This is a genomic window from Puniceibacterium confluentis, assembly GCF_007923445.1.
Taxonomy (GTDB): Bacteria; Pseudomonadota; Alphaproteobacteria; order Rhodobacterales; family Rhodobacteraceae; genus Puniceibacterium; species Puniceibacterium confluentis.
This window is the reverse complement of sequence record NZ_VOJI01000005.1, coordinates 238,486-252,474: the sequence shown is the minus strand read 5'-3', so window position 1 is coordinate 252,474 and position 13,989 is coordinate 238,486. Positions and strand designations below refer to the sequence as shown.

Sequence of the window (13,989 nt, the reverse complement as noted above, 5' to 3'; positions counted from 1 at the left end):
CGGCGGGGGCCGCTTGTCCGCCCGGACGGGCGTCTTTGCAGCAATCAGTTTCAAGGGCGGTTCCCTACGCTGCAGGGTGTTGAAATGCAAGCATGCCCGAGGCTATCTGTTGGCATGGATGTGATGCTGCGCGATCTTGAACCGGCAGATGTCGGCTGGCTGGTGGAACAACACGGGGTGCTCTACGCGCGCGCCGAAGGGTTTGATCCCAGTTTCGGGGCGCTGGTGGCAGAGATCCTCGAATCCTATCAGCGCGACCGTGACCCGGCCTGCGAGCGGGCCTGGATCGCCGTGCGCAACGGTCAGCGGCTGGGCAGCATCTTCTGCGTGCGGCAGGATGCCGAGACCGCCAAGCTGCGGCTGTTCCTGCTGACCCCCGAGGCACGCGGCCAGGGTTTGGGCCTGCGGCTGCTGCGCGCCTGCATGGGCTATGCCCGCGACACCGGGTACCGGCGCATGGTGTTGTGGACGCACGAAAGCCACCGGGCGGCCTGCGCATTGTATGCACGCAACGGCTGGCAGCTGGTGGACGCGCGGCCGGTGCACAGTTTCGGCGTGGACCTCGTCGAACAGGCCTGGGAAATCGCGCTTTAATCCAGAGCGATGGATTTGCGCAGCGCGCCGGTGCTGCGATCGAAGATCAGGATGCGGTTGTCCGCTGTCACCACGGCATACCAGTCGGACCCTTGGGTAAAGGCGGTGGCGGTGGCGCCATCCGGCAGCGTGATCGCGTCGGGCAGCGGCGCGCTGCGGTCACGGTAGCGGATGACAATCAGCGTGATGATGATTAGAAGCCCGACAATCATGGTGGCTGTCAGCGTCGTGACAAGCAACCGCAGGAATTTCAGATTGGCCGGCTCTGGCAGGGGCGGCTCGGGAGTATCGGTCATGGCGTCCAACGTGATGCAGGTGGTGATAGGCGCGGCACCGCCGCCGCGTCTTGATAAGGCGCTGGCACGCGATGTGCCAGAGGCGGCGGCGCTGTCGCGCACCCGGCTGGCCCGGCTGATTGGCGAGGGGCAGGTGACGCGCGACGGCGAGCTTCTGACTGATCCCAAGGCCCGGGTGGCCGAAGGGGACGTGATCGACATCGCCATACCCGAAGCCGAGGACAGCCATATCGGTCCGGAAAACATCCCGCTGGATGTGCTCTACGAGGATGCGGATCTGATCGTGGTCAACAAACCGGTGGGCATGGTGGTCCACCCGGCACCGGGGTCGCCGTCGGGGACGCTGGTGAACGCGCTGCTGCACCATTTCGGCGATGACCTGTCCGGAGTCGGCGGCGCAAAGCGGCCGGGCATCGTGCACCGCATCGACAAGGACACAAGCGGGTTGCTGGTGGTGGCGAAATCCGACCGCGCGCATCACGGTCTGGCCGCCCAGTTCGAGGCGCACACCGTCGCGCGCAGCTACCGCGCGCTGTGCTACGGCGTACCGGACACCGGTGATCCGCGTCTGCGCGGCCTGCGCGGCGTTTCCGCCGAGCCGGGGGCGGTGATCAAGGTGACAACGCAACTGGCGCGGCACCGGACCGACCGCCAGAAACAGGCGGTATTCTTTGGTCAGGGGCGGCACGCGGTGACACGGGCACGCTTGCTCGAGACATTCGGCACGCCGCCGACACTGGCGCTGCTGGAATGCCGGCTTGAGACCGGGCGGACCCATCAGATCCGTGTGCACATGGCGCATATCGGCCACGGGCTGGTGGGGGATCCGACCTATGGCGGGCGCCGCAAGCTGGCGGCATCGGCGGTGTCTGCGTCGGCGGCCGAGGCGGTCCAGGGGTTTTCGCGTCAGGCGCTGCATGCTGCCGAACTTGGATTTGAACATCCGGTGAGCGGTGAATGGATGCGTTTCGAGGCGCCGCTTCCGGCGGATATGGCGACGCTTATTGCGCATTTGCGCAGCTAAAGGGCTCTCGCAAACAGCACATGCGCGTGAGCGCACTGACATATGGATCCACTTCGCCTCTCTTTGCGTTAATCTCATGGAAACCAATGGCGCGTACTGCGCTTGAAACCCCTCGGGCCGCTGCCCATATGCATGTTAAGCGAATAAACATATCGCGGCCCCGATATAATGGAGGGAAGAGGGATGAGCAACTATGGCAATCTGCCGGCCCCGTCGCCGGAAGGCGGGCTGAGCCGCTACCTGCAACAGATCCGCAAGTTTCCGCTGCTGGAGCCGGAAGAAGAATACATGCTGGCCAAGCGTTGGGTCGAAGAGCAGGACACCGAGGCCGCGCACCGGATGGTCACGTCGCACCTGCGCCTCGCGGCGAAGATCGCCATGGGCTATCGCGGCTACGGACTGCCGCAGGCCGAAGTGATCTCGGAGGCGAACGTCGGCCTGATGCAGGCGGTGAAGCGGTTCGATCCCGAAAAAGGGTTTCGGCTGGCCACCTACGCGATGTGGTGGATACGCGCCTCGATTCAGGAATACATCCTGCGGTCCTGGTCACTGGTCAAGATGGGCACGACCTCGGGTCAGAAGAAACTGTTCTTCAACCTGCGCAAGGCAAAGTCACGCATCGGCGCGCTGGAAGACGGTGATCTTCGCCCCGAACATGTGACCAAGATCGCCACCGACCTCGGTGTGACCGAGACCGAGGTGATCTCGATGAACCGGCGTCTTTCGGGCGGGGATGCGTCGCTGAACGCCACCGTCGGCTCCGAAGGCGAGGGGACGATGCAGTGGCAGGATTGGCTCGAAGACGAAGATGCCGATCAGGCTGGCGATTACGCCGAACGCGATGAGCTCGAAGCGCGTCGCGCCTTGCTGGCCAGCGCGATGGATGTGCTGAACGATCGCGAAAAGGACATCCTGACACAGCGGCGTCTGGCCGATCAGGCTGTCACCCTCGAGGATCTCAGCGGCCAGTACGATGTCAGCCGTGAGCGCATCCGCCAGATCGAGGTACGGGCCTTTGAAAAGCTGCAAAAACGCATGCGCGAACTTGCGCGCGAACAGGGCATGCTCGCGCAGGCCTGAACGTTCCCGCATGGTGACATCAGGCGGCGGTCGGGATTTCGACCGCCGCTTTTTTATGCACTGCGCTCGGCCGATCGCGTTGGACGCACCAATTGCAACCCTGCGGGCTGCGCCGTCCGGTGAGCAGGACAGGCGAGTTCCGCGCATCCGGCGCTGCACCGCAACCCTGTGGTCAAACCGCTCAGAGTTCTGGCGTTCCGGTCGATGGTTGCGCTAGCAATGGCGGCATCAGACAAAGGGAGCAAAACATGTCAAAGACTGTACGCTGGGGCATTCTGGGTGCGTCAAACTTTGCGAAACGGCAGATGGCCCCGGCCATCCATCTGGCGAATGGCGGCGAATTGACCGCGGTGGCCACATCCGATCCGGCAAAGGCGGCGGATTTTGTCGCGATGGCGCCCGGATTGCGGATCCATGACAGCTATGAGGCGTTGCTGGCCGACCCGGATATTGATGCGGTGTACATTCCGCTTCCCAATCATCTGCATGTGGAATGGACAAAAAAGGCGGCAGAGGCCGGCAAACACGTGCTGTGCGAGAAACCCATCGCCTTGAACGCCGCCGAGATTGATGACCTGATCGCGCTGAGCGACAGCACCGGTGTTCTGATTGCCGAAGCCTTCATGATTCTGCACCATCCGCAATGGACCAAGGCGCAGGCACTGTTCCGCCAGGGCGCAATCGGCAAAATTGCCCGGGTCGGCGCCACGTTCAGCTACAACAATCCCGACCCGAACAATATCCGCAACCGCAAGAATATCGGCGGCGGCGGCCTGCGTGACATCGGGGTTTACATCTTTGGCGCAACCCGGTTCGTCACCGGGGAAGAACCGGACAGGATCCTGTCGACCCGGATCGATTGGGATGGCGATGTCGACACGACGGCGCATCTGACCGCGCAGTTCCCATCCTTCCACTACACCGGCCTGGTCTCGATGCGCATGGCCCCGTATCAGGAAATCGTGTTTCACGGCGATGCAGCGGTGATGACCCTGACCGCGCCGTTCAACGCCGGGGTTTACGGTGAGGCGCGGATCGCGCTTTCGGGACCCGAGCAGACCACGCAGGTCTGGCGGTTCACGGCGGAAAATCACTATGTGCGTCAGGTCGCGGCCTTCAATGCCACGGTGCAGGGCGGGGCGGATTATGCCTGTCCGCTGGAGTTTTCGCGCGGCACGCAGGCGATGATGGATATGGTGTTTGACGCTGTCCGCTGACCTGTGAAAGCCCAGCCACGGCACCGCCGTGGCGCCAAACAAGAAAGGCCCGGCAGACGGATCTGCCGGGCCTTTCTGTTCCGGGGAATCGCTCAGGCCGCGTTGCTGTTGGCCGGTGTCGGTTTCTTCTTGCCCGAGTTCGCGTCAATGAATTCCAGGACCAGCGGGCGGATGTTGTTGCGCCAGCTCTTGCCGGCAAAGATCCCGTAGTGCCCCGCACCCGGTTCCAGATGGCTGGCCTTCATCGAATCAGGCAGGCCGGTGCAGAGGGCAAGCGCCGCGACACACTGCCCGGGGGCCGAGATGTCGTCGTTTGCGCCTTCGACGGTCTTGACCGCGACCTTGGTGATCTTGCCGATGTCCACCGGCTTGCCCGCGACAACAAATTCGTTCTTCGCGATCTCGCCGTTCTTGAAGATCCTCTCGACCGTCGAGAGGTAGAATTCGCCGGGCATGTCCATCACCGCCAGGTATTCGTCGTAGAAACGGTTGTGGGCGTCGTGATCCGATGCCTCGCCCCGGGCGACACGCAGAATCTGGTCGTTGAACGCCTTGGAATGCCGGTCCAAATTCATCGAGACAAAGGACGACAGTTGCAACAGACCGGGGTAGACAAGCCGTCCGACACCCGGATAAGAGAAGCCGACGCGCTGGATTGCGGTCTCTTCCAGTTGACCCATCGTGACGCGACGTCCAAAGTCAGTGACATCCGTCGGGGTTGCATCAGGGTCGATTGGACCACCGATGAGCGTGAGCGAACGGGGTTGCGCGTCGGGATCTTCTTCGGCGAGGTAGGCGGTGGCTGCAAGCGTCAGAGGCGCGGGCTGACAGACCGCGATCACATGGGTGTCGGGACCAAGATGGCGCATGAAATCAACAAGGTAGAGGGTGTAGTCCTCGATGTCGAATTTGCCGGCGCTCACCGGTACGTCGCGGGCGTTGTGCCAGTCGGTGACATAGACCTCGCAATCGGGAATCAGCGAGATCACGGTCGAGCGCAACAGCGTTGCGTAGTGGCCGGACATCGGCGCGACCAACAGGATCTTGCGCGGCTGTTCCTCGCGTCCGGAGACATCGAAGTGCAGCAGGTCGCCGAAGGGCCGTTCGACAACGGTTTCGATGTTGACCAGATGGTCGCGTCCGTCCGCGCAGGTGATGCTGCGGATGCCCCAGTCGGGCTTTGCGTTCATCCGTTCAAAGCTGCGTTCCGCCACTTCGCCCCAGGCGGCCATCCACTGGATCGCCGGGTTGGAGAACAGCGCGAAGGCAGGGTAGGACGCCAGAGTGCGTGCCGTAGCACCCATCCACTGATTTGTGTTCCTGATGGTTTCCATCAGGTCGTAAGTCGCCATCTGGCGCATGTTGCGTCTCCTTGTTTCCGGAACGGGGTCCGGGCCAAATCGTCGCTTTGCCCCCCGACTGAGGCGACGGTATTCTGCACAGCAGCGAAGATACGGGGGAAATCTCGCAATGACAACTAATGACATCGTCGCATCCGAAGAACTTGAGCGGCTGAACGAAAACCTGACCAAAGTCGAGGCGCTGACCCAAAGGCTCCTGGCCGCGATGGGCAGCAAGCAGCGTGTAAACCCGGCCCTGTCGGGCCCTGGAAAGGACCTCTACGGCAAGGCCGTCAGCGCATACTGGCAGGAATGGGTTCAGAATCCGTCAAAGATCCTCGAGCATCAGATCAGTTTCTGGGGCAAGTCTGTCACCCATTTCGTTGAGGCCCAGCAGGCTCTGGCCAAGGGCAAGCTGCAGGCCCCCGCAGACCCCGGGCCCAAGGACCGGCGCTTTTCCAACCCGTTGTGGGATACACATCCCTATTTCAATTTCATCAAGCAGCAATACCTGATCAACGCCGCCGCAGTGCAGCAGGCGGTCGAGGATATCGAAGACATGGAGCCGGTCGAAAAGCGGCGCCTGCGCTATTTCGCGCGGCAGATCGTTGACATGATGGCACCGACCAACTTTTTCTCGACCAACCCGGATGCGCTGCAGAAAGCGGTGGACACCGAGGGGGCGTCGCTGGTGAAGGGGCTTGAGAACCTGGTCGCGGATCTCGAGGCCAACAACGGTGAGCTGGTGGTGAGGCTGGCCGACGAAGGCGCGTTCGAAATCGGCAAGAACATCGCCACGGCCAAGGGCGAAGTGGTCTATCGCAACCGGATGCTGGAACTGATCCAGTACAGTCCGACCACCGAGAAGGTACGGGAAATTCCGATTGTTCTGTTCCCGCCGTGGATCAACAAGTTCTACATTCTGGATCTGAAGCCCGAGAACAGCCTGATCCGCTGGGTTGTCGACCAGGGCTACACCCTGTTTGTGGTGAGCTGGATCAACCCGGACGAAAGTTATCGCGATGTCGGTCTGGACACCTATATCGACGAAGGCTTCCTGACCGCCATCCGCGAGGTCAAGGCGATCACGCGTCAGAAACAGGTCAACGCCGTTGGCTACTGCATTGCCGGAACCACACTGGCGCTGACCCTGTCGCTGATGAAACAGGAGGGTGACACCTCGGTCAAATCCGCGACGTTCTTCACGGCGCTCACCGACTTCAGCGATCAGGGGGAATTCACACCCTTCCTGCAGAACGATTTCATCGACGGGATCGAAAACGAGATCGGCGATACCGGGCTGCTGAAGTCCTTTATCATGGCGCGGACGTTTTCCTATCTGCGCTCGAACGATCTGATCTACGGTCCGGCGATCAAGAGTTACATGATGGGGGAAACGCCCCCGGCCTTTGATCTGCTGTTCTGGAATGGCGACGGGGCGAACCTTCCGGGCAAGATGGCGGTGCAATATCTGCGCCGTCTGTGTCAGGACAACAAGTTCGCTGATGGCACGTTCGAGCTTATGGGCCACACCCTGGATCTCAGGGACGTTTCGGTGCCGTTGATGTCCATCGCCTGCGAAACCGATCATATCGCCGCGTGGAAAGACTGCTACCGCGGGGTGCAGCGGATGGGCAGCCGTTCCAAGACCTTTGTGGTTTCGGAGTCCGGGCACATTGCCGGGATCGTCAATCCGCCCAGCAAGAAGAAGTACGGCCACTATACCAACGATGACCTGAGCGCCACGCCGGACGACTGGCTGAACGGGGCCGAGTTCAGTGAGGGGTCCTGGTGGCCGCGCTGGGAATCCTGGCTGGCCAAGCGTTCCGGGAAGTGGACCGAGGCGCGCACCCCCGGTGATTCGCAGCATCCGAGCCTTGAACCGGCGCCCGGCAGCTATGTGAAGATCAAAGCCAGACAGTCAAATCAATAGCTTGCAGAAGTTTGCTGCGGCGCAGCAATTTTACTTGAAATGCCGCGCCGCAGCATGCATATTGGTGACAGCTTCAGGAAAGGCGGGGTGGGCCCGCCGTAAGCGAAAGGATCACTAAAATGGCTGCTAAAGCACAAGATTTCACCGCCGCAATCAAAGACATGATGGGCGCATTCCCGGTCGACACCAAAGCCATGGACGACGCGTTCAAGACCACTGCAACCCTGAGCGAAAAGCTCTCGGGTGTGGCTCTGGAAGCCGCTGGCAAGTCGACCGAAATCTCGACCAAGTGGACCAAGGACACGCTTGCCAAGCTGGCCGAAATGTCCAAAGCCAAGTCCGAGCCCGCTGACTACGCCAAGGCGATGACCGACTTCGCATCCGCTCAGGCCGAAACCGCCGCCGAGAACATGTCCGCTTTCGCTGAAATCGCGAAAAAGGTGCAGATGGACACTGTCGAGCTGATGATGGCTGCCGGCAAGGACATCACCGAGGATGCTTCCGCCGCGATCAAGAAGGCCACCAACGACGCCACTGCAGCTGCCAAGAAAGCAGCGACAGCCGCGCCGGTCAAGTAAGCCAACGCACGGGTGCGCGGCCCGAAGGGCCTGCAAAGCTGTTCGAGTCGTGCCGTTCTCCTCCCAAACGGTACAACTCAAGGGCGGGTTCTTCGGAACCCGCCCTTTTTCGTGCCGGAGGATCCATGTGCACCTGCGCGCAGCTAAGCCTTTTCATTTGCCCGACAGCGGCCTAGACTTTGCTGCACCGCTGCATTCTTGGGAGGGACCCCGTGGCTGACCCGGACAAACCGCTGCTGATCAAACGCTACGCAAGTCGCAGGCTCTACAACACCGAGACCAGTGATTACGTCACTCTTGAGGATATCGCTGGTTTCATCCGTGTGGGCCGCGAGGTCAAGATCGTCGACCTGAAGTCGGGTGACGACCTGACGCGTCAATATCTGCTACAGATCGTGGCTGAGCACGAAAGCAAGGGCGAGAGCGTCCTGCCGATCAACGTCCTGACCGACCTCGTGCGCAGTTACACGACGCAGGCCACCAGCGTTGTGCCACAGTTTCTGGCCCAAAGCTTCGAGATGTTCCGCGACAGCCAGTCGAAGTGGGTCGAGAACATGAGCTCGATCAATCCGATGACCAAGATGCCGGGATTCGAAGCGGTCCAGGCCCAGCAAGAAGCCTTCCTCAAGGCGGTGTCGGGATCGGTCGGCAAACAGTGGTCCGGCCCCGCTCCCGAGGAAGAGGGCACACCCGAAGACCTCGAAGCGATCAAGAAAGAGCTCGCGGCCCTGCAGAAAAAGCTCAACAAGATGGGCGGCTGACAGCGGTCTGCTTGACGACCGGTCGCGATGCCGGGCGCATCGAAACGGGCCGCCGCACACTGATGTGGCGGCCGGATATCCGGGTCGGCCCTGGAAATCGGACAGGGCGCAGGTTCGCGCCCGCCGTGCGCCAGGACCTATGGCCGGCATACGGGCGTGACCTGCGTTGATCGGCCGCCCGCTCAGGACAGTGACGCCGCCAAGCGCGCAGCGCGCGCCGGGTTGCTACAGCCCCAGCCGGTCCCGCAGCGCATACCAGCTCATCGCCAGAGCCAGCAGCGGGCTGCGCAGCATCCCCCCGCCCGGAAAGGCGGGCAGGGGCACGGCGGCGAGGGTGTCAAAACCCGCGGCCTGGCCCTGGATGGCCTGCGCCATGAGCTTGCCCGCATGCACCGCCGTGCCGACACCGTGGCCCGAATATCCCGAGGCCGACAGCATATTTGGCGCCGGCCGGGTCAGGTAAGGCATCCGTTTCATGGTGATGGCGAGGGTGCCGCCCCAGGCGTAGTCCAGACTGACGTCCCGAAGCTGCGGAAAAACCCTCAGCATCGGTTTGCGCGCCACGGCGCGGATGTCGCGGGGAAAGCGGTAGCCGTAACTTTCGCCGCCGCCGAACAGCAGCCGCCCGTCGTGACTGAGCCTGAAATAATTCACCACGAACCGCGAATCTGCCACCGCCACGTCCCGGGTCAGCACCTCCCGTGCGCGTGTGCCCAGCGGCTCGGTCGCGACGATGAAATTATTGATCGGCATCACCCGGGCGGAAACCTTCGGCTCCAGCCCGCCAAGGTAGCCATTCGCGGCAAGGATGACATGGCGCGCAGTGACCCGGCCGGCGTCGGTCTGGACAACGGCGGTGTCGCCCCTGGTGATGTGATGGACATGGCTCGCCTCGTGGAGGCGTGCGCCGGCGGCCGCAGCGGCCCGCGCCAGCCCCTGGGCAAAGCGAAGCGGGTGCAGATGCCCGGCGCCCATGTCCAGTATCCCGCCGCGATAATCCGGCGACGGGCAGAGGGCAAAACAGGCGCCCCGGTCCAGCACCTCTATCCGGTCATACTCATAACGCCGTGACAGATGCGCGGCGTAAGCGTGCAGATGGCCGACGTCGCGCTCTGACGAGGCGGTCCAGGCCACGCCGGGCTTCAGATGGCAGTCGATCCGGTGCTCTGCGATCAGGCTGCGGACAAGCGCCTTTGCCGCTTCCCCCATCTCCCAGAGCTGGCGCGCGTGGTCTGCGCCAACCATCGACTCCAGCACGGTCTGATCCTGGCGCTGACCGGACCCCAGCTGTCCGCCGTTGCGCCCGGAGGCGCCGAACCCGACCCGGTGCGCCTCGAGCAGCACCACATCCAGACCGGCCTGCGCCAGATGCAGGGCTGCGGACAGCCCGGTGTAGCCGCCACCCACGATGCAGACATCGGCGCGTGTGTCTCCCTTCAGCGCCGCAAAGGGCGGCAGGGAGTCGGCGGTGGCGGCATACCAGCTGGGCGGATAGTGCCCCCGCCTGTCGTTGGAAAACAGCAGGTCCATCTGCCCGGCTCCCGATTTCTTCTCTTCGAAAATACTCCGGGGGTCCGGGGGCCGCGCCCCCGGTCCGGCCGGGCAGAATGTCAGACGTTCAGCAACAGGTGCTCGCGCTCCCAGGGCGAGATCACCTGCAGGAACTCCTCGTATTCGGTGCGCTTGACGATCGAATAGACCCGGGCGAATTCGCGCCCCAGCACGTCGTGCAGGTCTTTGGAGGCATCAAAGAGATCCAGCGCCTGCCCCAGCACCCGGGGAATGTCGCCTTCGCCTTCATAGGCGTCACCCTTGAACTGCTTCGACGGGCGCAGTTCCTGCATCATGCCGAGGTAGCCGCAGGCCAGCGAGGCTGCAATCCCGAGATAGGGATTGCAGTCCATGCCGGCGATGCGGTTCTCGATCCGGCGCGATTCCGGCCCGGACAGCGGAATGCGGATGCCTGTCGTGCGGTTGTCGCGCCCCCATTCCAGATTGATCGGCGCGGCGTGGTCCTTCACGTAGCGCCGATAGCTGTTCACATAAGGGGCCATGACCGCCAGGGCGGCGGGCATGTGTACCTGCAGCCCGGCAATGAAATTGAAAAACGCATCCGTCTCGCCGCCTGCCGGGCCGGTGAAAATGCTCTTGCCGGTGGCGGTGTCCAGCACCGAATGATGGATGTGCATGGCGCTGCCCGGCTCGTCGGCGATCGGCTTGGCCATGAAGGTGGCAAAGCAGTTGTGGCGCAGCGCCGCCTCGCGGATCAGCCGCTTGAAATAGAACACCTCGTCGGCCAGTTTCACCGGGTCGCCGTGACGCAGGTTTATTTCCAGCTGACCGGCGCCGCCCTCCTGGGTGATGCCGTCGATTTCAAAGCCCTGGGCTTCGGCAAAGTCGTAGATATCGTCGATCACCGGGCCGAATTCGTCCACCGCGGTCATGGAATAGGCCTGTCGCGCGGCGGCAGGGCGGCCCGAACGCCCCATCATCGGTTCGATGTTCTTGGCGGGGTCAATGTTGCGCGCAACCAGGAAGAATTCCATTTCCGGCGCCACCACCGGCTGCCAGCCCTGCGCCTTGTAGAGATCGCACACCCGTTTCAGCACATTGCGCGGCGCGCAGCCGACGGGGCGGTCCTTGCGGTCATAGGCATCATGGATCACCTGCAGTGTCCAGTCACCTGTCCAGGGCGCGGCCGTGGCGGTGCTCATGTCCGGTTTCAGGATCATGTCGCGTTCGATGAAGCCTTCGTTTTCATCCGCCGCTTCGCCCCAGTCACCGGTGATGGTCTGGAAAAAGATCGAATCCGGCAGGTGGAAATATTTCTGCCGCGCAAATTTCGACGCCGGAACCGCCTTGCCCCTGGCGATGCCCGGCAGGTCCGAGATGATACATTCGACTTCGTCGAGCCGGCGGTCTGCCAGATAGGTCCGCGCGGCTTCGGGAAGTTCGTCACTCCAGTCGCTCATGCAATCCTCTTTTCCCGGAAAAACAGCGCAAACAGGTCTGCCAGCCGGTCGCTGTCCGTGCTCTTGTCCAACTCGCCAAGCGCGGACTGGCGCAGGGTCTCGGGCACCACGCCGACGGCGCGGCGCTCCAGCAGGCCCTTGATGTAGGTGCGGTTGATTTCCGGATGTGGCTGGATGGTAAAGATCCTGTCGCCGTACAGCAGGGCGGCATGGGCGCAAAAGTCGGTGCTGCACACGGTCTGCGCGCCTTCGGGCAGGGCGGTCACCTGATCCTGGTGCCAGGCGTTCAGGTTCACCTCCTCGCCGTTCAGCACGTAGGGCTTGCGCCCCACCGACCAGCCGCCGGAAAATTTCTCGACCCGCCCCCCCAGTGCCTGGGCGATGATCTGATGGCCAAAGCAAACGCCGATCAACGGGCGGCCCGTCGCGTAGATGTCGCGGACCAACTGTTCGAGCGGCGCGATCCAGGGGTGATCCTCGTAGGCGCCGAAACGCGATCCGGTGATCAGCCAGCCTTCGGCGGCGTCGGGGCCCTCGGGGAACTGGCCGTCGACAACGGCGTAGTTGTCAAAGCTCAGGCCGCGCCCCGCAAGGAACGTTGCGAAGATTTCCGGATAGTCGCCGTTCTCGGCGACGAGGTCGTCCGCGACATGGCCGGTTTGCAGAATGCCGATTTTCATGTGGCCCCGATTTTTGGACTGTCATCCCTAAGGTAGAGAGGCAGCGGAGTGGCAGCAAGGGGCCGCCTGTCCGCCGCCGGTGTCACACCGTGTCGAGGTAGATCTCGACCTGTTCGTTGGGGCTGAGTTCGGCCATGTAGAACAGTTCCTGCCGCTTGGTCAGGACAAGGTTGCGGATCAGTTCCGCGGAAAAGATGCGCGGCACTTCGGTGCTGTTTTCAAAAGCGTCGATCGCATCGCCCCAGGTGGTCGGAATCCGCGGCAGGTCCAGCGCATAGGCGTTGCCGGTCACGGGATCCGGCGGCTCCACGCCATCCTCGATCCCGTTCAGAGCGGCACCCAGGATTGCCGCCAGCATCAGATAGGGGTTGACGTCCCCCCCTGCGACCCGGTGCTCGATCCGCCGCGCGGCAGAACTGCCCGAGGGAATGCGGATTGCCACCGTGCGGTTCTCATAGGCCCAGCAGATGCCCGACGGCGCATGCGCCCCCGGCACCATGCGGTCGAAGGAATTGAGATGTGGCGCAAAGATCAGCGAGGAATCGTGCATGGCGTTCAGACAGCCGGCCACGGCGTGGCGCATCAGTGCGGTGCCCCGTGGCCCGCCGTCGTCAAAGATGTTCGCGCCGTTCCGGTCGACAACGGAAAAATGGGTGTGCAGGCCAGAGCCGGCGTAATCCTCGTAGGGTTTCGCCATGAACGAGGCGGCAAAGCCGTGGCGGCGTGCCAGCCCCTTGACCAGCATCTTGAACAGCCAGGCATCGTCGGCGGCGCGCAGGGCATCGTCGCCGTGCATCAGGTTGATCTCGAACTGGCCCAGGCCCGCCTCGGAAATGGCGGTGTCGGCTGGAATGTCCATCGCTTCGCAGGCGTCGTAGAGATCGGTAAAGAAGGTGTCGAACTGGTCGAGCGCCCGGATCGACATGGTTTCCGCGGCCTTGCGCCGTTTCGACGAACGCGGCGAAATCGGCACCTGCAGGTTGCGCCCCGAGTCGTCGATCAGGAAGAATTCCAGTTCGACCGCCACAACCGGGGTCAGACCCTTGTCCTTGTAGCGATCCACCACCGCGCGCAGCGCCTGGCGCGGATCGCCGTCGTAGGGGCGTCCGTCTTCGCGGAACATCCAGATCGGCAGCAGGGCGGTCGGCGCTTCCAGCCAGGGCATCGGCACAAAGCCGCGCTCGGTCGGCTTCAGCACGCCGTCGGCATCGCCGGATTCGAACACCAGCGGGCTGTCGTCAACGTCTTCGCCCCAGATATCGAGGTTCAGCACCGACAGCGGAAACCGCGTGCCATCCTCGACCACCTTGTCGGCAAAGCGTGACGGCACACGCTTGCCGCGCGGCTGGCCGTTGAGGTCGGCTGCGGCAACACGGATCGTGCGGACCTCGGGATGTTTGCGCAGGTAGTTCTTCATGGCGGAGGACATGGGGCACCGGGGTTGGGGGGAATTTGATCAAATTAGGGATAACGAGTGCCCGGGGGGGCTGGCAAGAGGAAAATCGGTTTGAGTT

The 13,989-nt window shown here is 62.9% G+C and carries 13 protein-coding genes; 7 read left to right on the top strand and 6 right to left on the bottom strand.

Annotated elements, in window-relative coordinates:
* Positions 1-114: 114 nt before the first annotated feature.
* Positions 115-594 carry a GNAT family N-acetyltransferase gene (locus FOY53_RS08355; protein ID WP_146587678.1) on the top strand — a complete coding sequence of 160 codons (480 nt, stop codon included), beginning with the start codon at positions 115-117 and terminating at the stop codon, positions 592-594.
* On the opposite strand, the gene FOY53_RS08350 is transcribed toward FOY53_RS08355, so the two are convergent.
* On the bottom strand, positions 591-890 hold the full coding sequence (locus FOY53_RS08350; RefSeq protein ID WP_146587676.1) for a DUF6476 family protein: 300 nt from the start codon (positions 888-890) through the stop codon (positions 591-593). The two genes, FOY53_RS08355 and FOY53_RS08350, sit on opposite strands and share 4 nt — an antisense overlap.
* Between FOY53_RS08350 and FOY53_RS08345 the strand changes: the two genes are divergently transcribed.
* The 3 genes from FOY53_RS08345 (at position 889) to FOY53_RS08335 (ending at position 4,211) form a co-directional block, all read left to right on the top strand.
* On the top strand, positions 889-1,914 hold the full coding sequence (locus FOY53_RS08345) for an RluA family pseudouridine synthase (protein ID WP_146587674.1): 1,026 nt from the start codon (positions 889-891) through the stop codon (positions 1,912-1,914). The two genes, FOY53_RS08350 and FOY53_RS08345, sit on opposite strands and share 2 nt — an antisense overlap.
* A 183-nt stretch (positions 1,915-2,097) precedes the next feature.
* Positions 2,098-2,994 carry an RNA polymerase sigma factor RpoH gene (gene rpoH, locus FOY53_RS08340; protein WP_146587672.1) on the top strand — a complete coding sequence of 299 codons (897 nt, stop codon included), beginning with the start codon at positions 2,098-2,100 and terminating at the stop codon, positions 2,992-2,994.
* Between the two features lie 248 nt (positions 2,995-3,242).
* Entirely contained in the window at positions 3,243-4,211 is a 969-nt protein-coding gene (locus FOY53_RS08335) for a Gfo/Idh/MocA family protein (RefSeq protein WP_146587670.1), read from the top strand.
* Positions 4,212-4,303: 92 nt separating this feature from the next.
* Here the strand turns inward: FOY53_RS08335 and phaZ are convergent, their stop codons facing one another.
* A complete protein-coding gene (gene phaZ, locus FOY53_RS08330; protein WP_146587668.1) occupies positions 4,304-5,572 on the bottom strand; it encodes a polyhydroxyalkanoate depolymerase in 1,269 nt (422 codons plus the stop codon).
* Positions 5,573-5,681: 109 nt separating this feature from the next.
* Here phaZ and FOY53_RS08325 point away from each other — a divergent pair, with 109 nt between their 5' ends.
* The 3 genes from FOY53_RS08325 to phaR all read left to right on the top strand — a co-directional run bounded on the left by FOY53_RS08325 (position 5,682) and on the right by phaR (position 8,823).
* A complete protein-coding gene (locus FOY53_RS08325; protein WP_146587666.1) occupies positions 5,682-7,484 on the top strand; it encodes a PHA/PHB synthase family protein in 1,803 nt (600 codons plus the stop codon).
* Between the two features lie 119 nt (positions 7,485-7,603).
* Positions 7,604-8,062, top strand: coding sequence for a phasin family protein (locus FOY53_RS08320; RefSeq protein ID WP_146587664.1), 459 nt, complete (start codon positions 7,604-7,606; stop codon positions 8,060-8,062).
* Positions 8,063-8,274: 212 nt separating this feature from the next.
* Positions 8,275-8,823: a polyhydroxyalkanoate synthesis repressor PhaR gene (gene phaR / locus FOY53_RS08315; protein ID WP_146587662.1), complete on the top strand. Its 549-nt coding sequence runs from the start codon at positions 8,275-8,277 to the stop codon at positions 8,821-8,823.
* 225 nt (positions 8,824-9,048) lie between these two features.
* Here phaR and FOY53_RS08310 read toward each other — a convergent pair whose 3' ends face one another.
* The 4 genes from FOY53_RS08310 to FOY53_RS08295 form a co-directional block, all read right to left on the bottom strand.
* Entirely contained in the window at positions 9,049-10,353 is a 1,305-nt protein-coding gene (locus FOY53_RS08310; RefSeq protein ID WP_146587660.1) for an NAD(P)/FAD-dependent oxidoreductase, read from the bottom strand.
* An 80-nt stretch (positions 10,354-10,433) separates the two neighbouring features.
* The gene (locus FOY53_RS08305; RefSeq protein ID WP_146587658.1) at positions 10,434-11,795 is read right to left on the bottom strand and encodes a glutamine synthetase family protein; all 1,362 of its coding nucleotides are present in this window, start codon (positions 11,793-11,795) and stop codon (positions 10,434-10,436) included.
* Positions 11,792-12,475: a type 1 glutamine amidotransferase gene (locus tag FOY53_RS08300; RefSeq protein WP_146587656.1), complete on the bottom strand. Its 684-nt coding sequence runs from the start codon at positions 12,473-12,475 to the stop codon at positions 11,792-11,794. Before FOY53_RS08300 ends, FOY53_RS08305 begins: the two co-directional genes overlap by 4 nt.
* 82 nt (positions 12,476-12,557) lie before the next feature.
* Positions 12,558-13,892: a glutamine synthetase family protein gene (locus FOY53_RS08295; protein WP_146587654.1), complete on the bottom strand. Its 1,335-nt coding sequence runs from the start codon at positions 13,890-13,892 to the stop codon at positions 12,558-12,560.
* Positions 13,893-13,989 lie beyond the last annotated feature (97 nt).